Annotated in this window: 27 protein-coding genes; 14 read left to right on the top strand and 13 right to left on the bottom strand. The window is 64.8% G+C overall.

The annotated features are described in order from the left end of the window. The first annotated feature begins 293 nt into the window (after positions 1-293). Positions 294-1,001 carry a L,D-transpeptidase gene (locus BI327_RS34010; RefSeq protein WP_076865734.1) on the top strand — a complete coding sequence of 236 codons (708 nt, stop codon included), beginning with the start codon at positions 294-296 and terminating at the stop codon, positions 999-1,001. Positions 1,002-1,040: 39 nt separating this feature from the next. On the opposite strand, the gene BI327_RS34005 is transcribed toward BI327_RS34010, so the two are convergent. Continuing rightward, positions 1,041-1,415 carry a winged helix-turn-helix transcriptional regulator gene (locus tag BI327_RS34005; protein ID WP_245335014.1) on the bottom strand — a complete coding sequence of 125 codons (375 nt, stop codon included), beginning with the start codon at positions 1,413-1,415 and terminating at the stop codon, positions 1,041-1,043. 160 nt (positions 1,416-1,575) lie between these two features. On the opposite strand from BI327_RS34005, the gene BI327_RS34000 reads away from it, so the two are divergent. After that, positions 1,576-2,451: an SDR family oxidoreductase gene (locus BI327_RS34000; RefSeq protein WP_076865732.1), complete on the top strand. Its 876-nt coding sequence runs from the start codon at positions 1,576-1,578 to the stop codon at positions 2,449-2,451. Here the strand turns inward: BI327_RS34000 and BI327_RS33995 are convergent, their stop codons facing one another. The 7 genes from BI327_RS33995 to pqqA form a co-directional block, all read right to left on the bottom strand. Beyond that, positions 2,452-3,270, bottom strand: coding sequence for a glutamate racemase (locus BI327_RS33995; RefSeq protein ID WP_245335013.1), 819 nt, complete (start codon positions 3,268-3,270; stop codon positions 2,452-2,454). A 31-nt stretch (positions 3,271-3,301) separates the two neighbouring features. Continuing rightward, on the bottom strand, positions 3,302-4,273 hold the full coding sequence (gene pip / locus BI327_RS33990; protein ID WP_076865730.1) for a prolyl aminopeptidase: 972 nt from the start codon (positions 4,271-4,273) through the stop codon (positions 3,302-3,304). Then, a complete protein-coding gene (gene pqqE / locus BI327_RS33985; RefSeq protein ID WP_076865729.1) occupies positions 4,263-5,483 on the bottom strand; it encodes a pyrroloquinoline quinone biosynthesis protein PqqE in 1,221 nt (406 codons plus the stop codon). The genes pip and pqqE overlap by 11 nt, the downstream gene beginning before the upstream one ends. After that, positions 5,480-5,788, bottom strand: a complete 309-nt coding sequence (gene pqqD / locus BI327_RS33980) for a pyrroloquinoline quinone biosynthesis peptide chaperone PqqD (RefSeq protein WP_076865728.1) — start codon at positions 5,786-5,788, stop codon at positions 5,480-5,482. Before pqqD ends, pqqE begins: the two co-directional genes overlap by 4 nt. A gap of 11 nt (positions 5,789-5,799) precedes the next feature. Further along, positions 5,800-6,555 carry a pyrroloquinoline-quinone synthase PqqC gene (gene pqqC / locus BI327_RS33975; protein ID WP_076865727.1) on the bottom strand — a complete coding sequence of 252 codons (756 nt, stop codon included), beginning with the start codon at positions 6,553-6,555 and terminating at the stop codon, positions 5,800-5,802. A gap of 20 nt (positions 6,556-6,575) precedes the next feature. After that, on the bottom strand, positions 6,576-7,505 hold the full coding sequence (gene pqqB / locus BI327_RS33970) for a pyrroloquinoline quinone biosynthesis protein PqqB (RefSeq protein ID WP_076865726.1): 930 nt from the start codon (positions 7,503-7,505) through the stop codon (positions 6,576-6,578). Positions 7,506-7,664: 159 nt separating this feature from the next. Further along, complete coding sequence (gene pqqA, locus BI327_RS33965) at positions 7,665-7,745, bottom strand: pyrroloquinoline quinone precursor peptide PqqA (protein ID WP_035635412.1); 81 nt, start codon at positions 7,743-7,745, stop codon at positions 7,665-7,667. A gap of 326 nt (positions 7,746-8,071) precedes the next feature. Here pqqA and BI327_RS33960 point away from each other — a divergent pair, with 326 nt between their 5' ends. The 7 genes from BI327_RS33960 (at position 8,072) to BI327_RS33930 (ending at position 13,975) form a co-directional block, all read left to right on the top strand. Next, positions 8,072-8,329 (top strand): DUF6894 family protein, encoded by a 258-nt coding sequence (locus tag BI327_RS33960; RefSeq protein ID WP_016839844.1) that lies wholly within the window; start codon positions 8,072-8,074, stop codon positions 8,327-8,329. 167 nt (positions 8,330-8,496) lie between these two features. Continuing rightward, a complete protein-coding gene (locus BI327_RS33955; RefSeq protein WP_089025674.1) occupies positions 8,497-9,771 on the top strand; it encodes a PQQ-dependent sugar dehydrogenase in 1,275 nt (424 codons plus the stop codon). 121 nt (positions 9,772-9,892) lie between these two features. After that, entirely contained in the window at positions 9,893-10,462 is a 570-nt protein-coding gene (locus BI327_RS33950; protein ID WP_076865725.1) for a c-type cytochrome, read from the top strand. 71 nt (positions 10,463-10,533) lie between these two features. Continuing rightward, positions 10,534-11,925, top strand: coding sequence for an amidase family protein (locus BI327_RS33945; RefSeq protein ID WP_076865724.1), 1,392 nt, complete (start codon positions 10,534-10,536; stop codon positions 11,923-11,925). Position 11,926: 1 nt separating this feature from the next. After that, positions 11,927-12,403, top strand: a complete 477-nt coding sequence (locus BI327_RS33940; protein ID WP_076865723.1) for a glutathione peroxidase — start codon at positions 11,927-11,929, stop codon at positions 12,401-12,403. After that, positions 12,400-12,657 (top strand): DUF3297 family protein, encoded by a 258-nt coding sequence (locus tag BI327_RS33935; RefSeq protein ID WP_076865722.1) that lies wholly within the window; start codon positions 12,400-12,402, stop codon positions 12,655-12,657. The genes BI327_RS33940 and BI327_RS33935 overlap by 4 nt, the downstream gene beginning before the upstream one ends. A 148-nt stretch (positions 12,658-12,805) precedes the next feature. Continuing rightward, positions 12,806-13,975, top strand: coding sequence for a mandelate racemase/muconate lactonizing enzyme family protein (locus BI327_RS33930; protein WP_076865721.1), 1,170 nt, complete (start codon positions 12,806-12,808; stop codon positions 13,973-13,975). A 74-nt stretch (positions 13,976-14,049) separates the two neighbouring features. Here the strand turns inward: BI327_RS33930 and BI327_RS33925 are convergent, their stop codons facing one another. From BI327_RS33925 to BI327_RS33915, 3 genes are all read right to left on the bottom strand, one after another. Next, a complete protein-coding gene (locus BI327_RS33925) occupies positions 14,050-14,364 on the bottom strand; it encodes a hypothetical protein (protein WP_245335012.1) in 315 nt (104 codons plus the stop codon). 41 nt (positions 14,365-14,405) lie between these two features. After that, a complete protein-coding gene (locus BI327_RS33920) occupies positions 14,406-15,173 on the bottom strand; it encodes an outer membrane protein (protein ID WP_083742320.1) in 768 nt (255 codons plus the stop codon). A 136-nt stretch (positions 15,174-15,309) separates the two neighbouring features. After that, on the bottom strand, positions 15,310-15,552 hold the full coding sequence (locus BI327_RS33915) for a hypothetical protein (protein ID WP_076865720.1): 243 nt from the start codon (positions 15,550-15,552) through the stop codon (positions 15,310-15,312). Between the two features lie 324 nt (positions 15,553-15,876). Between BI327_RS33915 and BI327_RS33910 the strand changes: the two genes are divergently transcribed. Next, entirely contained in the window at positions 15,877-16,938 is a 1,062-nt protein-coding gene (locus BI327_RS33910) for a hypothetical protein (protein WP_076865719.1), read from the top strand. Positions 16,939-17,067: 129 nt separating this feature from the next. Here BI327_RS33910 and BI327_RS33905 read toward each other — a convergent pair whose 3' ends face one another. Both BI327_RS33905 and BI327_RS33900 read right to left on the bottom strand, forming a co-directional pair. Beyond that, positions 17,068-18,420: a malonyl-CoA decarboxylase gene (locus BI327_RS33905; protein WP_076865718.1), complete on the bottom strand. Its 1,353-nt coding sequence runs from the start codon at positions 18,418-18,420 to the stop codon at positions 17,068-17,070. Between the two features lie 157 nt (positions 18,421-18,577). Further along, positions 18,578-19,378, bottom strand: a complete 801-nt coding sequence (locus BI327_RS33900; protein ID WP_076865893.1) for an AraC family transcriptional regulator — start codon at positions 19,376-19,378, stop codon at positions 18,578-18,580. A 74-nt stretch (positions 19,379-19,452) separates the two neighbouring features. Here BI327_RS33900 and BI327_RS33895 point away from each other — a divergent pair, with 74 nt between their 5' ends. From BI327_RS33895 to BI327_RS33880, 4 genes are all read left to right on the top strand, one after another. Continuing rightward, complete coding sequence (locus BI327_RS33895; protein ID WP_076865717.1) at positions 19,453-20,655, top strand: MFS transporter; 1,203 nt, start codon at positions 19,453-19,455, stop codon at positions 20,653-20,655. Between the two features lie 205 nt (positions 20,656-20,860). Further along, a complete protein-coding gene (locus BI327_RS33890) occupies positions 20,861-22,414 on the top strand; it encodes an SUMF1/EgtB/PvdO family nonheme iron enzyme (protein ID WP_076865716.1) in 1,554 nt (517 codons plus the stop codon). A gap of 37 nt (positions 22,415-22,451) precedes the next feature. Next, positions 22,452-22,877 (top strand): DUF4399 domain-containing protein, encoded by a 426-nt coding sequence (locus BI327_RS33885; protein WP_076865715.1) that lies wholly within the window; start codon positions 22,452-22,454, stop codon positions 22,875-22,877. A gap of 154 nt (positions 22,878-23,031) precedes the next feature. Further along, positions 23,032-23,778 carry a transporter substrate-binding domain-containing protein gene (locus tag BI327_RS33880; protein ID WP_083742307.1) on the top strand — a complete coding sequence of 249 codons (747 nt, stop codon included), beginning with the start codon at positions 23,032-23,034 and terminating at the stop codon, positions 23,776-23,778. Positions 23,779-24,177: the final 399 nt, after the last annotated feature.

The raw sequence follows: 24,177 nt of genomic DNA, 5'->3' as shown, positions 1-24,177 counted from the left end.
GGATGCTCGGTGGCGTCCGGTTTACCCTCGTGAGCCGACACGCGGAAGAATGCCGCGGTTCGACGATATGGGCCAAATGGGCGTGCGTTTTGCCGAGGAACGCCCTGGCGAATGCAGCGATAGGTCGGCAGCATTCAAGAGGAGAGTTCTCGCATTGTTCTCGGGCGAGCCTCACAAGGCCGTCTGTTGGTCAAGGTTTCGGCCTCGACCGACGAAGAACTTTTTCGCCACCTTCTTACTGTATGCCAAAGTCTTCTCCGGCCGCGCAACGGGATAAGGGAAAATCCGAAATCATGTTTATGGACCGTGGAATTGCCGACGCCGGCGCGATGGGTGAGGGGGCTCTGCCTGGTCATCGCTCGCGGCTTGTCAACCGCCGGGCGTTTCTGTTCGGCTCCGCTGCCGGTCTCGCCGCACTGAGCCTGGCTGGTTGCGCATCCGACTACATGACCCTTGCCGAGGCGGAGAAACTCTACGGGCCCGTGCCCGACGAGAAATTCCCGATCCCTGCGGTCGATGTTCGCAAGGTCGATCCGAAATATTTTCGCAAGACAGTGAAGTACGACAGCGATGAGGCGCCCGGTACGATCATCGTCGATCCCAGCAAGTACTATGTCTACCGCATCGAAGGTGAGGGAAACGCGACCCGCTATGGCGCCAATGTCGGCCGCGATGGGTTCCGGTGGAGCGGGGAGGCTTATGTCGGGCGGAAAGCCGAATGGCCGACCTGGACGCCACCCAAGGAGATGATCGCGCGCCAGCCGGAGGCGGGCAAATATGCTCGTGGCATGCCGGGCGGCCTCGACAATCCACTTGGTGCCCGCGTGCTCTACCTCTATCAAAACGGGGTGTACACGCTTTACACGATCTATAGCACCAGCGACCCCGAAACGATCGGGAACGGCATTACGAGCGGTTGTACCGGCCTCCTCAGCCAGGACATGCTCGACCTCTATTCGCGAACGCCGGTCAAGACGAAGGTGATCGTGCTGCCGGCATAGGCGGCGTCGGCCGGCGGTCCGGGCGCCGCCAGGCGGCGTTCAGCGGGCTGCCGTCTTGTTCGCTTGGAATTTCGCCCGCGCGGTCTCCATGGCGCGACGGTTGCGCTTGGCCCAGGCGGCGACCGTCTGCAACGGCGCGATCAGCGAGCGTCCGCGCCTGGTCAATTCATATTCGACCTTCGGCGGGATCGTCGGATAGACCGTCCGATTCACGAGCCCGTCCGCCTCCAGCGCGCGCAACGTCAATGTCAGCATGCGATGTGACGCGCCGATCAGGCGCTGGATGGCATTGAAGCGCATCGGCCCATCGGCCAGCGCGCCGACCACCATGACGGTCCATTTGTCGCCGATGCGGTCGAGCACCTGCAGCACGGCGCGGCAATCCTCCGGATCGTCCCATCCGGGTCTTGCCATTCCGGGCTGCAGCTTGGCGCGCTTCATCGCTGGTCCCATCATCGTCGCGGCACGATCAGATTTGTTCGTGGCGCACCTTATTGTGCATTCTTGCGAGGCTATCCGGTGCCGGCCATCTTGTAACGAACAAATTGTGCGTAACGATAGATGGGATATCGGAATGAAGATCGGCGTCAGTGGTGCAAGCGGTCATCTCGGCAAGGCCGTCGTGGCGGAATTGATGGCGCGAGGCGGTGGCCATGACATCGTCGGCATCTCTCGAACGCCGGAAGCCGTTCGGTCGGGCGCCGTGCGGCAGCATGGCGACTACGACCGGCCCGAGACGCTGGCGGAGGCCTATCGCGGCCTCGATCGCCTCCTGATCATCCCGAGTTCCGACACCAGGCCGGGCCTGCGCGACCGGCATTTCGTGACCGCGATCGATGCGGCGGTCGCCGCGGGCGTCGGCCAGATCGTGATGATGTCTTCGGCGGCGACCCGCGCCGTGGACGCAGCCGAGATGTTCGCGTCGTACTTCACCGGCGAGCAGCACCTGATGCGGACAGCGCCACGGTGGACCATCCTGCGGATGAACTATTACGCCGAGTCCTTTGCCCAGGTGGCGGCGATGTCGCTCGCGTCGGGAATCCTTGCGGGGCTCGGCGAGAGTCGTGTTGCCTTCGTGTCGCGGGATGACGTCGCGGTTGCGGCGGCGGGGATCCTGCTTGGCGAAGGGCATGCCGGCGCGATCTACGGTGCGACCGGGCCAGCCGTGGTGACCGGTGCGGAGCGCGCCGCGTTGCTGGCGGACATCGCAGGAAAGCCGATGCGTTTCGTCGTGCTCGACGAGGCCCAGCTGCGCCGCGGGATGGCGCAGGCCGGCGTGCCCCAGCAATACGTCCAGGCCATGATCGATATCGAGAAGCGCTTTGTGGCCGGCGATTTCGACGTCGTCACCGGCGATGTCGCTCGTCTCGCGGGCCGCTTCCCCCGTACGCTCAGCGACGTTCTGGCAAAGCAGTTGGCCGCTCTGGCGCCACGTTCCGTGCCGGTCTGATCAATCCTCGGTCAGGCGCGGGACGACGTGAAGTGTCAGCACCACCCCAAGCCGCTCGAGCATGCGCTGGAAATCGCTTGCCGTGTAGCGATCGTTCTCGGTGACCAATCCCAGAAGCTGGCCTTGTCCCTCGACAGCGACCGGGCCGATCGCACCTAGTGCACTCTCAAGCGGGTCGAGCAGCGGTCGCCCCGGCGCGGCGCGCTCGAGGAAGCTGCGCAGCCACGGAAGATGCGTGCTGGAGAGCGTCATCGCTCCGATATCGGCATGTTGCGAATCGAGTGCGGAGACGAACGCGTCGACCTGTCGTTGCACATCGGCCTGGTCGAAAATAAACGCGCCGCTCTCGACCAACTCCACCAGCGGAGAGGCGTTGACGAGGTGGACGCGATCGACGCCATCACCCGCCTCTGTCGCTGCGAAGGCGCGCATCTCCGCGCTTTCGACCAGCGACTTCACGCCGAGAACCGCGACGTGTCGTCCCTTCGCCTGTTGCAACGCGTCCCTCACCGGTGGACGCACCCCGAACACCGGCACGGCGATCATGTCTTTCAGATCGTCCAGAACGGTGATCGAAGGTGCATTGGATGCGACGAGGATCGCGGCGGGATCGAAGCGCGCCAGGAAGGCGAGGGTTCGCTTCATGGTATCGAGAAGCTCCTGCCGGTTCTTGCCGCCATAGGGAAAGCTTGCTCGATMGGCGAAATAGATGAGGTCCTGCTTCGGAAGCGCACGCTGCAAGGCAGCCACGGCCGCATAGCTGCCGATGCCGGCGTCGAACACGGCAACGGGCTTCCTCAGGATGGGAAAATCAGACATTTGATTCATTGGCTTTCGATGGAGTTGCCGGCTAGGCCTTGGCGGCGAGGTCGGCGATCGATTTCATCACGGAATTGCGGATGCCGGGATCGTAGAGGATGTGGCCCGCGCCATCGACGATGCGGACCTCGCTGCCCGGCCAGCGTGCGGCGAGCGCGTGCGACGTCGCGGGCGGGCACAAGAGATCGTAACGGCCCTGCACCAGGATGCCGGGAATTCCGGCGAGCTTGCCGGCTTCCTCCATCAGCTGGTGCGGCCGCATGAAGCAATCATTGGCGAAGTAGTGCGCCTCCATGAACGGCGTCGAGGGCAGGGCGCCTGATGCCTTTGGATCGAGCCGCGTCTGTTTCGGCGTGTGCTCCGATAGCACGCGCTCGGTGTCATGCCAGGCGCGTGCGGCCGGCGCATGCACGGCGGCGTCGGGATCGAGGATGCGGCGGTAGTAGGCCGCAAGCGGCGCCGCACGCTCGGGCTCGGGCAGGAAGTTGAGGAAGTCCTCCGAGAGGCCGGGGTAGAAGCGCGGCAAGGCGCGCAGGAACACGTCTTCCAGCTCCTCAGTCGTGCCGAGGAAGGTCGCGCGCAGCGCCAGCCCGCTGACCCGCTCGGGATGGGCCTGCGCATAGGCCAGCGCCAGCGTCGCGCCCCAGGAGCCGCCGACCACCATCCAGCGTGCGAAGCCGAAGCGTTCGCGGATCTTCTCCATGTCCGCGATCAAATGCTGCGTCGTGTTGTGGTCGCGGCTGCCCTTCGGCCGGCTGCGGCCGCAGCCGCGCTGGTCGAACAGCACCGCGTGAAACCGCTCGGGATCGAACAGCCGGCGATGATCGGGCTGGCAGCCGCTGCCCGGGCCGCCATGCAGATAGACGGCGGGGATGCCGCCCTCGCGCCCGACGCTCTCGACGTGCAAATTGTGACCGTCGCCGACATCGAGCCATTCCGATGTCAGCGGAGCGAAGGGATCGGCGCGCCTGGCAGCCTTGCCGGCGTCGGCGTCAGGCGCCATTGCGCTTGTCCTGGTGTTCGTCTGCTTCCAGCGTGCCGCCAGCGAAGTTGCGATAGAGGAAACGGTTCTGCGTGCCAGCGGATTCCCGCTCGGCCTGCTTGAAGATCTCCTCGTGCCGCGGCGACAGCGCGCAGGCCGGATCGGTATTCCCGGCATCGCCGGTCAGCGCAAAGGCCTGGCAGCGGCAGCCGCCGTAATCGACCTCGCGGAACTCGCAGCTCTTGCATGGCTCCGGCATCCAGCCCGTGCCGCGATAGCGGTTGAAGGCCTCCGAGTTCTGCCAGATCCAGGCGATCGAATGGTTCGAGCGCACCGACTCGAATTCGAGCCCGGTGATGCTTTCGGCGGCGTGGCACGGCAGCACCTTGCCGGCCGGCGAGATGTTGAAGAACTGGCGGCCCCAGCCGCCCATGCATTTCTTCGGCCGCAGCGCGTAATAGTCCGGCACCACATAGTCGATCGCGAGCGTGCCCTTCAGGCGCGCTTGCGCTTCCTCGACGATCCGGCTGGTCTCCTCGATCTGCTCGACCGTCGGCATCAGCGCGGCGCGGTTCTTCAGCGCCCAGCCGTAATACTGCACGTTGGCGACCTCGAGCCGGTCGGCGTCGAGATCGACCGCCATCTGGATGATGTCGGAGAGCTGATGCAGATTCTGCCGGTGCATCACGGCGTTCACGGTGAGCGGCATGTCGAGCTCGCGCGTCCATTTCGCGACCTCGAGCTTCTTCTTGTGCGCGTCCTTCAGGCCGGCGACACGGTCGGCAACTACGGGCTCGTTGCCCTGAAAACTGATCTGCACATGGCTCAGGCCGGCATCGGCCAGCGCCGAAAGCTTGTCCTTGGTCAGCAGCACCGCCGAGGTGATCAGGTTGGAATAGAGCCCGACATCGGACGCGTGCTGCACCAGTTCGACGATGTCCTTGCGCGCGGTCGGCTCGCCGCCGGAGAAATGGACCTGCAGCACGCCGAGCTCGGCGAGCTCGCTCAGCACCTTCTTCCACTCGTCGGTGGTAAGCTCGGTCGAGCCGCGGTCGAGCTCCACCGGGTTGGAGCAATACGGGCATTGCAGCGGGCAGCGGTGGGTGACCTCGAGCAGCACCGCGAGCGGGATGCCGTAGGTCTCGGCTGCCGAACGGGTTTGCTCCAGCACCGCGAGCCCATCCGTTGGGCCTGATGTCGTCGTCTTGTTGTCGGCGAGCGTGTCACTCATGCTGTGCTCTCGCGCGCTTCGGTGAGAAAGCCCTTGTCGGCCAGGTCCTGCAGCATCGCGATCACGTCGGTCGCGATCGCCTCGCGCGGGGCGGCGTATTTTTCCGCGAGCTGATCGACCATCTCGGCGACGCTGCGCACGCCGTCGCAGAGTTGCAGCACCTCGACCGCGATCTCGTCCGGCGCCAGCACGCGCTCCGGCGCCAGGATCACCCAGACCTGCCGCGTCTCGTCGAATTTCAGCTTGGTATGGCGCGGCAGTTTCGGCCGGCTGGTCTCGCTGACGCTGATGTTGCGGCTGGCCATGTTGTCTGTCTCTAACCTGTCTTCGGCACGAAGGCGCCGGGCGGAATCTGGCCGTCGACATAGGCATGATAGAGCGCGTCGAGCTGCACCCACAGCACGTTGGTCTTGAAGATCAGCGCGTTGCACACCGCCTCGCGCTCGGCGGGCGTCTTGGCATGCTGCTTGACGTAGTCGAGTGCAAAGCCGGCGTCGCGCGGCGCCTGGGTCAGGCGGCGGCTGAAATAGCTCATGATGTCGGGGTTGACGAAGTCGTAGTGCTTCAGCATCCCCGAGATGCGCTCCTCATGCAGGTTCGGCGCGAACAATTCGGTGAGCGAGGAGGCGATCGCCTCCAGCGGCGTGCGGTCGCGGCAGAAATGCACATAGGCTTCCACGGCGAAGCGCGTCGCCGGCAGAATGCCTTCGGTGGACTCCACATAGGCGGTGTCGAGGCCGAGGCCTTCGGTCAGCTTCAGCCAGCGCTCGATGCCGCCCTCATTGCCGAGGTCACCGTCATGATCCTCGATGCGATGGCGCCATTCGATCCGCGTGTTGCGGTCGCGGAAGCGCGAGATCACCATCGCGTCCTTCAGCGGGATCGTGCTCTGGTAGTAATAGCGGTTCAGCGCCCAGGCCTGGACCTGGCCCTTGTTGAGCTTGCCGCCGTGCAGCAGGCGGTGGAATGGGTGCAGGCTGTGATAGCGCGTCGCACCGATGGTGCGCAGCGTCGCCTCCATCTCCTCGGCGCTGTCGAGCGTGATGCCCTTGCCGATCGAGAGCGCGGTCATTCCGTTGGTAGGCACGACATTCACAGCACGATCTCCGTTCCGTCGGAGGGAATCTGCCAGCCCGCCTGTTCGGCCGCCTTGCGTTCGGCCGAGGTCCCAAGCAGCGCCGGGTTGGAGTTGTTGATATGCAAAAACACTTTTCGTCCGATGTCGAGCCCGGCGAGGCTGGCGATCGCACCCTGATCGCCCGACATCGCGATATGTCCCATGCCCTGGCCGGTCTTGTTGCCAAGGCCCGCCGCGATCAGTTCGTCGTCGCGCCACACCGTGCCGTCGAAGAACACCAGGGGCGCGCCCTTCAGCCGCGCCTTGAGGTCGTCGGTCACCCCTGCGCAGGCGGCTAGGAAATAGAAGTATTTGCCGCTGCGCTTGTCCGCAATACGCAGGCCGAGCGTATCGCCGACGCCGTCGGCGCCCGCCGGGTGCGCCTTGCCCTCCAGATACCAGGCACCCTTGCCGGGAACCTCGAACGGCAGCACCTCGAGCCCGGACGGCGATCCGTCGGGCAGGTCAGGTTCGAAGGCCCGGTCGACCGCGATCGGGCGGCGGGCGACGTTCTTCTCGCTCAGCACGTTGAAGATGCTGTTGGAGCGCAGGATCGCCAGCACCCGCTCATGCGCGTAGATCGCAAACGGCGAGCCCTCGCGCATCGACAGCAGCCCGGCGACCGCATCGATCTCGCCATTGGTGAGGATGACGCCCGCGATCGGGCTGTGGCGCAGGGCGCCAGGCTTCGGATGCAGTTGCGGCGCCGCGGTCACTTGCTGGCGCAGGTCGGGTGACGCGTTGACCAGGAACCAGTGTACGCCGTCGCCGCTGACGGCGATCGAGGCTTGCGTGCGCTGCAATTCGGGATGGTCGTTTCGCGCCGTCCTGCAGACGACACAGCCGCAGTTCCACTGCGGAACGCCGCCACCCGCCGCGGCACCCAGGACGACGACACGAAGCATGATCCGTCCCCTGGAGATGCTTAACTCGAAAGTCTGACTCGGACCCAAAAACGTCACGAGGTGAACCCCGGATTTGAAACACCCCCCCATGCTCGGGAGCGCGTTACGCCCGGATGTCCACCTGCGCTAAAACGCTAAACGTGTATAGGGCGCTGCCGCTTACTTGCGGGTGGCGCACATATACATGTTGATTTCCATGCCGACCGACACTTCGACGATCTTCGGTGCTTTCCAGGCCATTTGGCTCTCCTTGTTGCAACCGGACGAACTTTCCGCCCTGCAGGCTAAACTACTGCGGTTCGAAAAGTTCGCCACTTAAATTTTTCGCAAGGTGTCCCCGGGAACGGGCATGCTGCACTGCGGCGAGCGAATTTCGCCCACTCACAAATTTGTGCGCGCATTTCCCGTCAAAACCCGGTGCCATCAGACCTTTTTCCTGTTGTTCGCCACACAGCGAATGGTGATCTTGGATTAAAAGCAGGGGCCACGCGGTCCTCCGAAGGTCCTGGTGACGAGACTGTGCTTTCCCGCGAGGGGAGGCGACTAACCGAGCCGAGTTTCAGCCGATGCCACGCTATTTCTTCAATACCCGTATCGGCGACGAGCTGATCTCCGACCCCGACGGCGAAATCCTGCGCGATCCTGATCGTGCCTGGGAAATGGCGCGGGCGATGATTCGCGAACTGCTGAAGACCGAGGGCGCCGACGGCGCGCTGCTCAGCGCGGTCATCGAGGTGACCGACGACGAGGGCGAGATCGTGCTGGAGTTTCCATTCACCGAGGCGATCCTCGATCGCCCCGACCGCTCGATGACGCGGCACTGACGCACGCTGATCGGGCCGCGTGGCCACAACCATGCGTTGGCCGATGTCAGCATGTTTCCGATTGCAATTGTCCGGACAAATTCGCAAGACTATGAACGGAAAGCCTGAAGGCGCCGATCGACGTTAATGGCGCGATGAACAAAGGCTTCCACCCAGGGGAGATCATCATGAAAAAACACTCGTTCGCACCGCGCAGCCTGCTGCTCGCCGGTGCCATGCTGGGGGCGTTCACGCTCTCTGCTGCGGCGCAACAGCCGGCGGCCGCGCCGGCCGCGGGAGCCGCGCCTGCCGCCCAGCCGCTGCCGCCGGGCTCGCCCTTGATCGGCCGTCCGGACAATGAAGCCGCCGCCAAGCTTGCGCCGGTGGCGCCGCCGCCGCTGCCGTCCGCGCCCGACAAGCTGCCGCTCGCCAAGCTCAAGGTGCCGGCCGGCTTCAATGTCGAGGTCTATGCCGCCGGGATGGCCAATGCTCGCTCGCTGGCGCTCGGCGACAAGGGCACCGTGTTCGTCGGCAGCCGGCTTGTCGACAAGGTCTATGCAATCGTCAACAAGGACGGCAAGCGCTCGGTCAAGGTGATCGCCTCCGGCCTCTACCGCCCGAACGGCGTCGCCTTCAAGGACGGCACGCTCTACATCGCCGAGCTCTCGAAGGTCTCCAAGATCGACAAGATCGAGGACAATCTGGACAACCCGCCGAAGCCGACCGTCATCTACGACAAGCTGCCGAAGGACGAGGCGCATGGCTGGAAGTTCATCGCCATCGGTCCCGACAACAAGCTTTATGTTCCGGTCGGCCAGCCCGGCAACAACGTGCTGCACGACGCCGACCACGGCCAGATCCGCCGCATGAATCTCGACGGCTCCGGCGCCGAGGTCTACGCGCTCGGCGTGCGCAACTCGGTCGGCTTCGACTGGAATCCCGAGACCAAGCAGATGTACTTCACCGACAACGGCCGCGACTGGCTGTCGGAGACGGTGCCGGAAGACGAGCTCAACCGCGTCACCAAGGCGGGCGAGGATTTCGGCGCGCCGTTCTGCTACCAGGGCAACATCATCGACCAGGAGCTCGGCTGGGGCAAGAACTGCAAGGACTACACCGCGCCGGTCGGCCTGATGGGTCCGCATACCGCTTCGCTCGGCATGCGCTTCTACACCGGAAGCCAGTTCCCGAAGGGCTACAAGAACGCGATCTTCGTCGCGCGCCACGGCTCCTGGAACAAGTCGCAGAAGCAGGGCGGTGACGTCGTCGTCGTCAAGCTGAACAAGGACGGCACCGCGAAGTCGATGGAGCCGTTCCTGACCGGCTTCCTCGAGGACAACAAATATGTCGGCCGCCCGGTCGACGTGATGCTGCTGAAGGACGGCTCGCTGCTGGTCTCCGACGACTGGAACGGCGCGGTCTATCGCGTCAGCTACGGCAAGCCGAAGGTCGCCAACCAGTAAGCTGAAAGTCTAGTCACCGTCATTGCGAGCGAAGCGAAGCAATCCATTCCGCCACTTGCGGCATCAAGGATTGCTTCGTCGCTTCGCTCCTCGCAATGACGGCAATATGCCGGGAGCAGCCATGCATAAAACAATCATCGCAGCTTTGGCGCTCGCCGCTCTCAGCTTCTCCGCAGATGCCGAGACCATCCAGGAGCGCGCCGTGGCGTGCTTTGCCTGCCATGGCGAGCACGGCACCTCGGAAACCGAGAACACGCCTTCGCTCGGCGGCCAGCAGGCGCCCTATGCGTTGATCCAGCTGTTCATGTTCCGCGAGAAGCTCAGGGTGTTCGAGCCGATGAACGAGATGGCGAAGCCGATGACCGACGACGATCTGCGAACCTTCTCGGATTTCATCGCCACCCTGCCGAAGCCCACGCCGCCCACCGAGGCCGGCGATCCGGCGCGGATGGCGCGCGGCCAGGCGCTGGCGCAGCAGAACCGCTGCAACAGCTGCCACAACACCGATTTCTCCGGCAAGGACAACGTTCCCCGCATCGCCAACCAGCGCGAGGACTACCTCGCCAAGACGCTGGCCGAGTACAAGGACAACAGCCGCCACGGCTACGACGCCACCATGGCGGACGTGATGCAGACGGTCGCCAAGGAGCAGATCGGCGACCTTGCCTATTACGTCGCGCATTTCCGCTGACCGGCTACGCGGCGGACCGCTGGCCTTGTCCTTCGTGCGGCGCTAAAAACCTCCGTCACACGGAGTATCTCATGCAGGATCTTTGGCGTCTGTCGGCAACCGAGCTCGCCGGCCTCATCAAATCGAAGAAGGTATCGGCGAAGGAGGCGGCCGAGGCCGGGCTCGCCCGGCTCGACGCGGTCAACCCGAAGATCAACGCGGTGGTCGATCATCGGCCGGACGACGTGCTGGCGCAGGCCGCGAAGATCGATGCGGCAATTGCGCACGGCGATGCGGTGGGGCCGCTCGCCGGCGTGCCTGTTACGATCAAGGTCAATGTCGACCAGGAGGGCTACGCCACCACCAACGGGCTGAAGGCGCAGCGCGACCTCATCGCCAAGGCCGACAACCCGGTGGTCGCCAATCTGCGCAAGGCCGGCGCGGTGCTGCTCGGCCGCACCAACTGCCCGGCGGTCTCCTATCGCTGGTTCACCACCAACCTCATTCACGGCGACACCAAGAACCCGCGCGATCCCGGCATCACGCCCGGCGGCTCGTCGGGCGGCGCGGGCTCCGCGGTCGCGGCCGGCATCGGCCATATCGCGCATGGCACCGATATCGCCGGCTCGATCCGCTATCCGGCCTATGCCTGCGGTGTGCACGGCCTGCGGCCGAGCATGGGCCGCATCCCGGCCTTCAACGCCGCATTGCCGGAGCGTCCGATCGGCCCGCAGATCAGCGCGGTGTCGGGCCCGCTGGCGCGCACCGTCAACGATCTGCGCATCTCGCTCGCCGCGATGTCGGCGCCGGACTATCGCGATCCCTGGTACGCGCCGGTGCCGCTCGAGGGGCCGCCGCGCGAGAAGCGCGTCGCGATGTGCCTCAATCCCGATGGCCTCAATCCGGTGCCGGAAGTCGTCGCCGCGGTGGCCGATGCCGGCAAGCGGCTGCGAGATGCCGGCTGGATCGTCGAGGAAGTCGCCGACACGCCGTCCCTGCGCGAGGCGGCCGAGATCCAGACCCGACTTTGGCTCGGCGACGGCTATGAGGCGCAACTCGCCTTTGCCGAGCGCGAGGGCGATCCCGGCGCGCTGGCCTGCCTGCGCGGCGTCCGCGCGCGGGTGCACCCGTTCGACCTGTCGCAGGCGCTGACCCGCCGCGCGACATTGACGCGCGAATGGTTCGCCTTCCTCGACAAATATCCGGTGCTGCTGATGCCGGTGTCCGGCGAGCTGCCGTTCCCCGATCATCTCGACCGCAAGGACGAGGCGTCGTTCGCGCGGGTGTGGCACGCGCAGCTGCCGCAGATCGCGATCCCCTTCATGGGTCTGCCCGGGCTCGTCGTCTCAACGGGACTAGTCGGGCGGATTCCGGTCGGCGTGCAACTGGTGGCCGCGCGCTACCGCGAGGATCTCTGCCTTGCCGCGGGCGAAGCGGTCGAGGCCGGCGGCACGCCGTCGGCGGCCATTGATCCGGTGACTTGAGATGGCGACGGTCTACGATTTCATCGCCAAATCGCTCGCCGGCGAGGACCTGCCGCTGCGGCAGTTCGAGGGCCAGGTGCTGCTGATAGTCAACACGGCGAGCGCCTGCGGGTTCACGCCGCAATACAAGGGCCTGCAGGAGCTGCACGCCGGATTGTCGCCGCGCGGCTTTGCCGTGCTCGGCTTCCCCTGCAACCAGTTCGGTGCGCAGGAGCCTGGGACGGCCGAGCAGATCGCCACCTTCTGCGAGACCAACTACGCCGTGACGTTTCCGATGTTCGCCAAGATCGACGTCAACGGCAGTGGCGCGCATCCATTGTACGAACACCTGAAACGTGAGAAGTCGGGCCTGCTCGGGCCGGCGATCAAATGGAACTTCACCAAGTTCCTGGTCGATCGCGCCGGCAAGGTCGTGGCGCGGCATGCGCCGACCGCCCGGCCCGAAGGATTGAAGAAGGAGATCGAGGCGCTGCTATGAGCGACGACAACACCAACGACCAATTCCCCGACCGCCTGTCGGTCGATCCGAACAGCCCGTACTACAACGCGGAAATCCTCGCGCGCGATGTCGGCATCCGCTTCAAGGGCGCCGAGAAGACCAATGTCGAGGAGTACTGCATCAGCGAGGGCTGGGTGCGGGTCACCGCCGGCAATGCAAAGGACCGTTACGGCAATCCGCTGACCATCAAGGTGCACGGGCCGGTCGAGCCGTATTTCCGGGATAAGAAGTAAGTCCTGATCGGAAGTGTAAATCTCGCGCATCACACACCGTCATGCCCGGGCTTGGCCCGGGCATCCACGTCTTGACGGCACATCAGAAGAAAGACGTGGATGGCCGGGACAAGCCCGGCCATGACGAACACCAAGGGACCAAAGCAGCATGTCCGTCCGCATCGTCGACGTCCGCGAGATCACAAAGCCGATCTCCTCGCCGATCCGCAACGCCTATATCGACTTCACCAAGATGACCTCGAGCCTGGTGGCCGTGGTCACCGACGTGGTGCGCGACGGCAAGCGGGTGGTCGGCTATGGCTTCAACTCCAATGGCCGCTACGGGCAGGGCGGTCTGATCCGCGAGCGCTTTGCGCCGCGCCTCAAGGAGGCCGATCCGAAAGCGCTGCTCGATGCCACCGGCGAGAATCTCGATCCGGACAAGGTCTGGTCGACGCTGATGTCGAACGAGAAGCCGGGCGGTCACGGCGAGCGCTCGGTTGCGGTCGGCACCATCGACATGGCGGTGTGGGACGCGGTGGCGAAGATCGCCGGCAAGCCACTGTTCCGGCTGCTTGCCGAGCGCCACGGCGTGAGCGCCAATCCGCGCGTCTTCGTCTACGCTGCCGGCGGCTATTACTATCCGGGCAAGGATCTCGGCGCGCTGCGCAAGGAGATGCGCGGCTATCTCGACCGCGGCTACAACGTCGTGAAGATGAAGATCGGCGGCGCGCCGCTCACTGAAGACCGCGAGCGCATCGAGGCGGTGCTGAAGGAGATCGGCAGCGAGGCGCAGCTTGCGGTCGATGCCAACGGCCGGTTCGATCTGGAGACCGCGATCGCCTACGCCAAGATGCTGCGCGAGTATCCGCTGTTCTGGTACGAGGAGGCGGGCGATCCGCTCGACTACGCATTGCAGGCCGCGCTGGCCGAATTCTATCCCGGGCCGATGGCGACGGGGGAGAACCTGTTCAGCCACCAGGACGCGCGAAACCTGATCCGCTACGGCGGCATGCGGCCGGATCGCGACTGGCTGCAATTCGACTGCGCGCTGTCCTACGGGCTCTGCGAGTATCAGCGCACGCTCGAGGTGCTGAAGACCCACGGCTGGTCGCCGAGCCGCTGCATCCCGCATGGCGGCCATCAGATGTCGCTCAACATCGCGGCCGGCCTCGGGCTCGGCGGCAATGAAAGCTACCCCGATTTGTTCCAGCCCTATGGCGGTTTCCCGGACGGCGTGCGCGTCGAGGGTGGCCACATCGTGATGCCCGACCTTCCCGGCATCGGCTTCGAGGGCAAGTCGGATCTCTACAAGGAGATGAAGGCGCTGGCGGAGTAGGGAGCGCAGCCGTCGTTGCTACGCTCCCTGCTGTCACGGCGCGAGGTCTTGCGATCCTCGCCGTGACCGTCGCATCAATCGCAGACCCGCAGGGTGCGGATGCGCCAGCCGCGAGGGGTGTGCACCCGGCGCCGGACCAGATAGCAGCCGCCGCGATCGTAGGGATCGCCGTAATACGGATAGCCGCCGTAGTAGTAGCCGGCTCCAAAGTCGAACCCCGGTCCGAAACCCCAGCCATATCCGCGATAGAATCCGCCTCGGCCGAAGCCACCATGGAATCCGCCGCCGCCATGGAAACCGCGTGCCGAGGCCGTGTTGGTGGTGAGCATTCCGATCGACGCTATGGCGACAACGAGAATCGCTTGGCGCACCATTTTCAGATTCGGCATCCCTTGCAGTCTCCCCTGCAATCTCTCTTGCAGATCACGCGCTAGTACCCGATGCCCGGAGCGCCGAAGCGGTAGTTGATGCGCGCGGTGACGAGGTCGATGTCCTGGCTGATGTCTTCGTTGCGCGTGTTGACGCCGAGGTTGGCGGGAGCGACGCCGGTGAAGGCGACATTGCCGGTCCCCATGAAGAGGTGATCGTATTCGAGAGCCAGCGACCAGTTCGGTGCAAAGCCGTACTCGAAGCCGACGCCGACGGCGCCGCCCCAACGGGTGTCGTTGGCCGTGCCGAGTTCGATGCCGGTTGCGTTCGACCAGCCGGAATATTGATTGTCGGTAACGGCCGCACCGCCCTTCACATACAGCAGCGCATTGTTCCAGGCATAGCCGATCTGGCCGGTGAACAATCCGAATGCGTCGGTCTTGGTCTGGTTCGTGATGTTCGGAAACACCAGGCTCTGGCTGGATCCGGAGATGTCGGCCCAGTTGCCTTGCGCTTCGACGCCGTACACCCACGATGCGGACTGCCAGCGATAGCCGATCTGGCCGCCGACCGTGCCGCCTGAATTGCCGGCGCAACCTTCGCCGACGCTCGGGCTCACAGCCGTGCCGAACAGGCTGGTGTTATTCCAGCAATTCCGATCCCATCCGCCGCCCCCGTTGATACCGACATAGAAGCCGCTCCAATCGTAAGCGGGCGAGATCATCGGTGGCGCCTTGGTCGGTACGTATGTGCGCGGAGCGAGATCGGCTGCAAAGGCAGGCGTGCCGATTGCCGCGAGGCCGGCAATGCCGAGCAGAATTTTTTTCATGATGAAGTCCCCTGCGGTTTCACGACCAACCCCGCCGGCGAGCATAGGGAAAGCGCTGCCGATGTATCGTGAAATTGTCGCAAGCTCGATGAATGTCGGATTGTGAAACTGTTTCGCGCCGCGCGTGTTCGCGTTGTCAGCACGACGTCAGGAATCGACTTCGATGATTGCGATTGCTGTCGTGAATCCTGCGCACGTCGCCGGTTGCGTTGAGCTCAGTCGATCCGGCCGCCATCGTCAGCAGCAAAGTGCAATGTTCGAGACAAGTTTCGGACATGTGGGAGATAGCGAAGCGCGTTCGCGTTGACCCAAGTCGCATGTCGCGCAACCGACCTTCTTCGCTCTCGAACAACTTGTTGATCATGCGCGCGGCGATCATGTCCCCATTGTCGGGACACTCGTCGTGCCTCTCTCGCAAGATCGTCGAGGCGAATGCGGCAAGCGATGCGGGCCGGTTGGCGCAGGCCGATCGGACGTCCCGGTAACCGGGGCGCCCCCCAGTCGCGACTTGGCTGCGCTTCGGTCCCGGCGCGAGGGCGCCCCGAGGGACCGGTTCGATTGAATCGGCCGGTTCGCTCTCAAATATTTTGAGCGTCGCTCAATAATTTATTGAACGTTGCTCATATTTGCGTATACTCACGTGGGAAGGCGCCCATTCCCCAACCGTGGGGGAGGCGCGGAACCGGCCATAAGGGATAGCCGCATGCCATATTCAGCCAAGGATCTTCGGGAAGCCGCAGATGCGGGGGTGATCAGCGCCGCCGATCTGGAACGGCTGCTCGACTTTCTGAAGAGCAGCACCGGGCAGGACGTGGCCGCTGACGGCAGCCCGGCCGCCAAATTCGATGCCGCGCATGTGCTCTGGTACACCGGCGCGCTGATCGTGATCGGGGCCATGGGCCTGTTTTCGACGCTGGCCTTCACCCAGATGGGCGGGCGGGCGCTGACGGCCTGCGCGATCGCCTATGCGGTCGGCTTCAGCGTGGCGGGTCACTACCTCTGGCACGACAAGAATTTGCGCGTTCCCGGCGGCTTGCTGATCGCGATCGCGGTCTCGATGGCGCCGCTCGCGGTCTATGGCATCCAGGACGAACTCGGCTGGTGGGGCAAATTCGGCAAGCCCGGAACCGTGCATGACTTCTACGTCTGGGTGAAGGGCAGCTGGATATTCATGGAGATCGCAACGATTGCCGCCGGCATCGTCGCGCTGCGCTACTACCGCTTCGCCTTCATTATCGCGATTATGTCGGTGGCGCTGTGGTTCATGTCGATGGATCTGGCACCATGGTTCAGCGGCACGGCGCATGCCGACTTCGAGACGCAGCGCCGCGTGTCGGTCTGGTTCGGCCTTGCCGTCCTCGCGGTGGCCTGGATCGTGGACTATCGCAGCCGCAGCGGCGACTTTGCGTTCTGGCTGCATCTGTTCGGTCTGCTGGCGTTCTGGGGCGGGATCACCGCGTCCTCGAGCTCAACCGAACTCGGCAAGGCGGTCTACTGCCTGCTCAATATCGGTCTGGTTGCGATCGCCGTGATCCTGATGCGGCGTGCCTATGCGGTGTTCGGGGCGTTCGGCATCTGCATGTATCTCGGACATCTCGCCGACGTCGTGTTCAAGGACTCGCTGTGGTTTCCGTTCTCGCTGTCGCTGATCGGCATTGCCGTGATCGCCGCAGGCCTGCTCTACCATCGCAACGAGCGTGCGATCGCCAGTTGGATCGACACCCATCTGCCGAGGGGACTGCGGCCGCGATCGGCGACCGCGTGAGGAAGTGCTCGCTCGATAAGGGGTATCGTCATTGCGAGGAGCGAGGCGACGAAGCAATCCATCTATCCGCAAGTGGAGAAATGGATTGCTTCGCTTCGCTCGCAATGACGGGGTGGAAGCGGTGGCCTGCTAGGACAGCCGCATGTCCAGCAGCCGCCGGCCTTCGCCCTTCAAGAGCTTCTTCACCGCGCTCGAGGCGATCACCTCGCCGTTGTTGGCGTAGGCCTCGTGGTTCTTCTCGATGTCGTCGAGCCGGTAGAGATAGTTGACCATGATGCCGGCGGATTCGCGCAGGCCCTTGGGCGAGAGGTCGCCGAGCCAGTTGATCCGCTCCAGCCGTGCGCCGTTGCCGAGATGGAAGCGGGCGACCGAATCGATCAGCCGGCCCTTCGGCGTGCGCGCCTTCAGGAAGTAGTAGGCGGCGAGCGGCTCCAGCACGGCGCGGAGCTGCGCGGCGAGTTCGGCGTTCTCGAACCAGTCGGGCTTGCCGAGGCTTTCCAGCAGCTGGCGGTCTTCCTCGGTCAGCGGCACGTCGTCGGCCTGCTTGACCCACTGCATGAAGCCGGGCACCGGCGACAACGTCACGAAATTGTCGAGCTTGGGCAATTCGCGGCGCAGCTCCTCGACCACCTGCTTGATAAGGAAGCTGCCGAACGAGATGCCGCCGAGCCCGCGCTGGGTGTTGGAGATCGAATAGAACACCGCGGTGCGGGCGCGCTCGACCGGCACCGGCTCGCGCTCTTCCGCAAGCAGCGGCGCGATCGCGCCCGGGATCGCTTCGGTCAGTGCGACCTCGACGAAGATCAGCGGCTCGTCGGCGAGCGCCGGGTGGAAGAAGGCGTAGCAGCGGCGATCGATCGGATCGATGCGGCGGCGCAGATCGTCCCAGTCGCGGATCTCGTGCACGGCCTCATAGCGGATGATCTTCTCCAGAATATTGGCCGGCGACGACCAGTCTATCCTGCGCAGCACGAGGAATCCCCTGTTGAACCAGGACGAGAGCAGATGCACCACGTCGCGATCGAGCGCGGCGAGGTCCTTGTTGCCCTTCATCAATGAAAGCAGATCCGAGCGGATCGATACCAGCTCGCCGGTGCCGCCCGGCGCGCGATTGAGCCGGCGGATCAATTCCTGGCGGCGCGGCTCGGAGGCGAAATGCAGGTCGCTGGCGTCGTCGCCATTGGCTTTGGCGCGCCAGCTTTCGATCGCCTGCGCCAGCTTGGCGTGATCCGGTCCGAAATCGCGCGCCAGCGTCTGGAAGAACGACAGCCGGCCGGCCGCATCGAGGTGGTGGTAGCGGTCGAGCACCTCGCGCGCCATCGCGGTGCCGGAGGCTTCGCCCCGGCCGGACAGCAGCGCCTCGCACAATTCCAGCAGTTCGGACGCATCCTGCTTGTCGTTGGCCGGGCTGGCGCGGCCGAGCAGGACGCGGCCGCGTTCGGAAATCGTCGAGAGCAGATCAGAGAAGAAGGCGTTGGCCATTTACGATCGTATCCAGCGGGTCGTATCCAGTGAAGCCGGACCTTACACGGGATTTAAGGTCGGGAGCACTGCAATCAAGCGCATGGATCGTACGGAAATATGTCGCAGCGCGACAGCGGTATAATTCGTCATCGCTGCGCCCGGTGACAAACCCCGTTCACGTTTTCTCCGCGAACGCGGTCGGTGTCTTGCCGGTGACCTGGCGGAACGCATGGGAAAATGCCGGCACGCTGGCATAACCGAGGTCGGAGGCGACCTGCTTGACCGAAACGTTGGCGTTGGTCGACAGCCGCTCGATCGCCGCCGCGATACGGGCGCGCTGGCACCAGCTCTTGAAGGAGAGCTGCGTCTCCGCCGCGAACAGCCGCGACAGCGTCCGTGCCGAGGTGCCGACCGTGCGCGCCAGCGCGTCGATCTCGTGATCCCGGGTCGGATCGGCCAGCACGATGTCGGCGGCGCGGCGGCAGCGCGGCTCCTGCGGCAGCGGGATAAAGGTCGCGGAATCCTCGGCCTGGTGCAGCTCCAGCATCACGAGCCGGATCAGCAGGTCGGTGCGCTCGCGTCCGCAGGATGCGTCGAACAGCGCGAGGATCGCCTGGTGCACCAGCGGCGAGACCCGCACCACGAATTCGTGGTCGAGGCTGTCGCTGCGCTTCTCGCGCGCAAGCCAGGCCTGGTCGAAATACAGCGTGCGCATCTCGACGTCGGCGAGCACGTCGATCGCGTGCGGGAGCAGGGCGGGGACCCAGACCGCGCGGTCCGGCGGCACCAGCCAGCGGCCCTTCGGGGTCGTCACCTGCATGGTGCCGCTGGCGGCATAGACCAGCTGCGCCTCGCGGTGCATGTGCGGCTCGAGCCGGACGCCTTTCTCGTAGTTGCGCGCGACCATGTGCACGCCGTCGCCGGTGACGCGCCGGTCCTTGTGGAGGGCTCTGATTGGCGGTTCAGCGATAGTCATTGGCGACATCCCGTCAGGACAAGGACCTATAACCTATTTTCGAGCAATGGAAGAATCGCGTGAGAGACGTGTCCATGAACAGTCCAAAGAACAGTTCAAGCAACAGTCCGAGCCGGGTGATCAGCTTCGTCAACGCCGCCCATTTCATCGATCACTATGCGATGCTGATCTTCGCCGCCGCCGTCATCATCATGGGTCCGGCGCTCGGCATGGCCTATTCGGAACTATTGCCCTACGCGACGCCGGGCTTCATCGCTTTCGGCGCCGGTTCGCTGATCACGGGCTGGCTCGGCGACCGCTGGAGCCGCCGCCACATGATGGTGATCTTCTTCGTCGGCATCGGTCTGTCGATGATCTCGGTCGGCTTCGTGCAGACGCCGCTGCAACTCGGCGCCGCGCTGCTTTCAATCGGCGTCTTCGCCTCGATCTACCATCCGGTCGGCACCGCGATGATCGTGTCCTATGCCGAGAAGCTCGGCGCCCAGATGGGGATCAACGGCGTCTGGGGCAATCTCGGGGTCGCCTCCTCGGCTCTGGTCACCGGCGTGATCGGGCAGTATCTCGGCTGGCGCTGGGCCTTCATCGTGCCCGGCACGGTCACCGTGCTGATCGGCATCGCGTTTGCGATGACAGTGGTGCATGAGGACCGCAAGGGTTCCAAGCAGGCCGCAGCGCAGGTGCGGGTTGCCAAGCAAGACATGTGGCGCGTGGTGCTGTCGCTCCTGATCGTGGTGATCGCGATCTCGACCACCTTCAACGCGGTGACGGTGGCGCTGCCAAAGCTGTTTGCCGAACGGCTCGCCGATCTGACCAGGAGCCCGGCGCTGCTCGGCGTGATCGCGGCCGGGGTCTATGTGTTCGGCGCGATGACGCAGTATACGATCGGCAAGCTGCTCGACCGGCATTCGCTGAAGACGGTGGCGCTGCCGCTGTCGTTCCTGCTGGCGCCGTTTCTGTACCTCGCGGCAAGCCTGTCCAATCTGCCGCTGATCGTGGTCTCGATCGGCATCGTGATGGGCGCGTTCGGCCAGGTCACGGTGAACGACGCCATGGTCGGCAAGTACACGACCGAGGAATGGCGCTCCCGCGCCTATGCGGTGCGCTATTTCGTCGGCTTCACTGCGGCGGGCGCCTCCGTCGGCCTGGTGGCCTGGCTGTACGACCAGGGCGGCTTCTCGATGATGCTGCGTGCCTTCGCGGCGCTGTGCCTGCTGGCGATCGCGGCGGCGATCATCCTGCCGCGCGAGATCCGCACCCCGGCCACGCAGACGGGCTGACGCGGGGGCGTTCCTGCCGCCCGTTTGCCGTTGCGACGAGGCGCGTCCGCCCGACCGGCGGGCGGCTCGGCCAGCTGTGCAATCCGTGACATGGTCACGCTTGGTGAACTTTGTTCCAACCCGCAGGTGTGGTAGGTTTAAGCGGGCCTCGGGGACGAAGGCGCCGGTTGCGCCGCCAGCACGCATTTGGAGCAGCCGGAGCGCCATGGGAGAAATTCGCGACTTCAAGTCAGGCCGGTCACAGCCCGACAATCCGCAGCCTCCCGGCAACTCAATTCCGCGGCGGCTCGCCGCGATCGTTGCCGGCGACATCGCCGGCTATAGCCGGCTGATGCAGCTTGACGAAGAGGGCACCCATACCCGCGTCAAGCGGACGGTGCGCGATCTCATCGAGCCCACCATTGGCGAGCACCATGGCAAGCTGGTTAAGACCACCGGCGACGGCTTCATCGCGATGTTCGATAGCCCGGTCGAGGCCGTCCGTTGCAGCATCGTGATCCAGCAGAACATGATCGGCCGCAACGCGGCGATCGCGAGGGATCACTGGATCGAGTACCGGATCGGCGTCAATCTCGGCGACGTCATCATCGAGCCCGACGATATCTATGGCGACGGCGTCAACGTGGCCTCGCGCCTGGAGGGGATTGCGGCGCCGGGTGATGTCTTCATCTCGGGCGGCATCTACGAGCAGATCAAGCACAAGATGGTCTGCGGTTACGAATCGCTCGGCGACAAGAAGGTCAAGAACATCACCGATCCGGTCCGGGTCTACCGCGTGCTGCCGGATGCGGCCGCCTACCAAAGGACGCGCCGGCGTCGCGAGTCGATTCTGCTCACGCTGCTCGGATTGGCGATCACCATCATCGCGGGGGGCGTGCTGTGGTACCTGCTCGCGCAACCGCGCAGCAAGCCGGCCGATGTGGCGCAGGCGCCTCCGTCACCGGCGGCGTCGCCTGCCGTTCCGCAGCCGGCGCCGAGCCCGGCTCCGGCGCCAGGCCAGGCTGCAAGTCTGGTCCCAAGTGCCGCGCCGACGCAGCAGGCGTCGCCTCAGGCCGCCCCCTCGGCAAGTCCGGCCGTGTCGATGCCGCAGCCCGAAATGGTCTCGCTGCAAGGCGGCAGCTTCTCGATGGGAAGCAATGACGATCCCTCGGAGCGGCCGATCCGCAAGGTGACAGTCAAGCCGTTCGCCATGGGCAAATATCCGGTCAGCGTGCGGGAATGGAATGCCTGTGCGGCGGCCAAGGCCTGTGGCTTCACGGCCAGCGGCAAGGACGACGCGCCGGTCACCAATGCGAGCTGGAGCGATGCGAAGCAATATGTGACCTGGCTCGCCGAGCAAACGAAGAAGGCTTACCGGCTGCCGAGCGAAGCCGAATGGGAATATGCCGCGCGCGGCGGAACGCAATCGAAGTATTGGTGGGGCGACCAGGTGCAACCGGGCCACGCCGGCTGCAAGGATTGTGGCGGTGACGCTGCCGCCGAACAGCCGGTCAAGGTCGGCAGTTTCAAGCCGAACCCGTTCGGCCTCTACGACATGGGCGGCGGGGTCGATCAGTGGGTCGAGGATTGCTGGCACCGGAACTACCAGGGCGCGCCGGCCGACGGTGCGGTCTGGTCCGGCGGTGACTGCGCCTCCCATGTCATCCGCTCCGGCTCCTGGAAGAATGACGCGCGCTATGTGCGTCCGGCCAATCGCGACAATTACGACACCAATGTTCGTTACCCGACTCACGGTTTCCGGGTCGCGCTGTCGCCCTGAGAGATCGCCTGTGATCGCCAGGTTTCATGGAGGGGCTATGAAAAGTGCAGGCTTGATCATGCTCGCTGCGGCAGTGGCGCTGCTTGCGAGTCCGGCCGTCGCGCAGAACAAGCCGGCCGGCAAGGACACCAAGCTTTATTTCATCTGGCCGCACGACCGAACGACTCTCAGGAGCCCGTTCACGTGCCGCTTCGGGTTGCGCAACATGGGCGTCACCCATGCCGGCGACGACTACCCGAACAGCGGCCATCACCATCTTCTGATCGACGTGAGCGAGCCGTTGAACCCGAATGAGCCGATCCCGTCGGACAAGACTCATTTGCACTTCGGTGCCGGGCAGACCGAGACGCAGCTTGATCTGGCGCCCGGCAAGCACACCCTGCAGCTGGTGCTGGGCGACGCCAAGCACTATCCCTTCAACCCGCCGGTCGTCTCCGAGAAAATCACCATCCGGGTCAGATAGGCTGATACGGATAGCTCCCTTGCGCGAACCGGCGCTTGCACAAGCGCGCGCCGTGCGGTTTGTTGCGCGCCGCCGGGCGCAGATCCGGCGTGGAGGAGGTCCGATGTCGTCTCGACTGCTGCGTCTGGCTGGCCTCGTTCTGGGAGTGATTGTCATGGCCGCATCAGCCAACGCCGACGCCTTGAAGGATCAGATCGCGCCGACCGGAAAGCTCCGGGTCGCGATTGCGATCAGCCCGGCGGGCGGTGCGTTCTGGTCGACCAGGACCGGGAACGGCTATGCCGGCGTTCCCGTCGATCTCGGCCGCGAGATGGCCGCGCAGCTCGGCGTCCCCGTCGAATATGTCGTGCACCAGAACTCCGGTCAGATCACCGATAGCGCGGCCAGGAACACGTGGGACGTCACCTTCCTGCCCAAGGATCCCGAGCGCGAGACCAGGATGACCTTCGGGCCGATCTACGAGGTGGCCGACGCCACCTACATCGTCAGGCCGGGCTCGAAGATCACGAATTTCGGCGGCCTCGACCAGGACGGCGTCAAGGTCGCCGCCGTCAACAACACCACGACCATGCGCGGCGCGATCGCGCATCTCAAGCACGCCAAGGTCACCGGCTATCAGACCTATGACGAGATCTTCCATCTGCTGGAGAACGGCGAGGTGGATGCCTTCGCGCTGTCGCGCGACCAGCTGATGGCGATGGCGAAGAAGATCCCGGGCACCTGCGTGCTGGACGAGACCTTCAAGCAGACCGTGACCGCGGTCGCGGTGCCGCTCGACCGTCCGCTGGCTGCGGCCTTCGTCACCAAGTTCATGACGGAGGCGATCGCCAACGGCACGCTGCGCAAGGCCTATGACAACAATGGCCTGAAGGACACGCCGGTCCGCACCGAGGTGAAATAACTGCATCCTCCTGTCCGTCACCCTGAGGAGCGCGCACTTGCGCGCGTCTCGAAGGGTCGACGGCCACCAGCCTGGCCGTGCATCCTTCGAGACGCGCTTCGCGCTCCTCCAGCGACAACGGCGAAGCCGTTGCGAGGGGATGACGGGGATGGAGAGGGGCGTCCGGCGTGGGCGACATCTGTGCAAGCTGCATAAATCGGCGCCATCGCGCCGGCCGGCTCCTGTGTGGGCTAATTAACTCATTGTATCGAAAGAGATTTTAAGCCCGGCGCCGGGCGTCGCCGGTTGGCATATCCATTGCTTTTGATTGCATCAGTCAACGACGACTGCCGTCCTCCGGATTGCCGAAGCCAGTGCCGGCCGAGGCAAGGGGATCCAGCCGCCCCGCCCGGGCGTCTC

It is taken from the genome of Bradyrhizobium mercantei (genome assembly GCF_001982635.1).
In the GTDB taxonomy this organism is placed as follows: Bacteria; Pseudomonadota; Alphaproteobacteria; order Rhizobiales; family Xanthobacteraceae; genus Bradyrhizobium; species Bradyrhizobium mercantei.
This window is presented reverse-complemented; position numbering and strand designations above follow the sequence as displayed.

Bases quoted from the DNA above. Each gene is read 5' to 3' on its own strand.
- BI327_RS34010 (WP_076865734.1), top strand. From the start codon at position 294: ATGTTTATGGACCGTGGAATTGCCGACGCCGGCGCGATGGGTGAGGGG.
- BI327_RS34005 (WP_245335014.1), bottom strand. From the start codon at position 1,415: ATGGCAAGACCCGGATGGGACGATCCGGAGGATTGCCGCGCCGTGCTG.
- BI327_RS34000 (WP_076865732.1), top strand. From the start codon at position 1,576: ATGAAGATCGGCGTCAGTGGTGCAAGCGGTCATCTCGGCAAGGCCGTC.
- pip (WP_076865730.1), bottom strand. From the start codon at position 4,273: ATGGCGCCTGACGCCGACGCCGGCAAGGCTGCCAGGCGCGCCGATCCC.
- pqqE (WP_076865729.1), bottom strand. From the start codon at position 5,483: ATGAGTGACACGCTCGCCGACAACAAGACGACGACATCAGGCCCAACG.
- pqqD (WP_076865728.1), bottom strand. From the start codon at position 5,788: ATGGCCAGCCGCAACATCAGCGTCAGCGAGACCAGCCGGCCGAAACTG.
- pqqC (WP_076865727.1), bottom strand. From the start codon at position 6,555: ATGACCGCGCTCTCGATCGGCAAGGGCATCACGCTCGACAGCGCCGAG.
- pqqB (WP_076865726.1), bottom strand. From the start codon at position 7,505: ATGCTTCGTGTCGTCGTCCTGGGTGCCGCGGCGGGTGGCGGCGTTCCG.
- pqqA (WP_035635412.1), bottom strand. From the start codon at position 7,745: ATGGCCTGGAAAGCACCGAAGATCGTCGAAGTGTCGGTCGGCATGGAA.
- BI327_RS33960 (WP_016839844.1), top strand. From the start codon at position 8,072: ATGCCACGCTATTTCTTCAATACCCGTATCGGCGACGAGCTGATCTCC.
- BI327_RS33955 (WP_089025674.1), top strand. From the start codon at position 8,497: ATGAAAAAACACTCGTTCGCACCGCGCAGCCTGCTGCTCGCCGGTGCC.
- BI327_RS33950 (WP_076865725.1), top strand. From the start codon at position 9,893: ATGCATAAAACAATCATCGCAGCTTTGGCGCTCGCCGCTCTCAGCTTC.
- BI327_RS33945 (WP_076865724.1), top strand. From the start codon at position 10,534: ATGCAGGATCTTTGGCGTCTGTCGGCAACCGAGCTCGCCGGCCTCATC.
- BI327_RS33940 (WP_076865723.1), top strand. From the start codon at position 11,927: ATGGCGACGGTCTACGATTTCATCGCCAAATCGCTCGCCGGCGAGGAC.
- BI327_RS33935 (WP_076865722.1), top strand. From the start codon at position 12,400: ATGAGCGACGACAACACCAACGACCAATTCCCCGACCGCCTGTCGGTC.
- BI327_RS33930 (WP_076865721.1), top strand. From the start codon at position 12,806: ATGTCCGTCCGCATCGTCGACGTCCGCGAGATCACAAAGCCGATCTCC.
- BI327_RS33925 (WP_245335012.1), bottom strand. From the start codon at position 14,364: ATGCCGAATCTGAAAATGGTGCGCCAAGCGATTCTCGTTGTCGCCATA.
- BI327_RS33920 (WP_083742320.1), bottom strand. From the start codon at position 15,173: ATGAAAAAAATTCTGCTCGGCATTGCCGGCCTCGCGGCAATCGGCACG.
- BI327_RS33915 (WP_076865720.1), bottom strand. From the start codon at position 15,552: ATGATCGCCGCGCGCATGATCAACAAGTTGTTCGAGAGCGAAGAAGGT.
- BI327_RS33910 (WP_076865719.1), top strand. From the start codon at position 15,877: ATGCCATATTCAGCCAAGGATCTTCGGGAAGCCGCAGATGCGGGGGTG.
- BI327_RS33905 (WP_076865718.1), bottom strand. From the start codon at position 18,420: ATGGCCAACGCCTTCTTCTCTGATCTGCTCTCGACGATTTCCGAACGC.
- BI327_RS33900 (WP_076865893.1), bottom strand. From the start codon at position 19,378: ATGACTATCGCTGAACCGCCAATCAGAGCCCTCCACAAGGACCGGCGC.
- BI327_RS33895 (WP_076865717.1), top strand. From the start codon at position 19,453: ATGAACAGTCCAAAGAACAGTTCAAGCAACAGTCCGAGCCGGGTGATC.
- BI327_RS33890 (WP_076865716.1), top strand. From the start codon at position 20,861: ATGGGAGAAATTCGCGACTTCAAGTCAGGCCGGTCACAGCCCGACAAT.
- BI327_RS33885 (WP_076865715.1), top strand. From the start codon at position 22,452: ATGAAAAGTGCAGGCTTGATCATGCTCGCTGCGGCAGTGGCGCTGCTT.
- BI327_RS33880 (WP_083742307.1), top strand. From the start codon at position 23,032: ATGGCCGCATCAGCCAACGCCGACGCCTTGAAGGATCAGATCGCGCCG.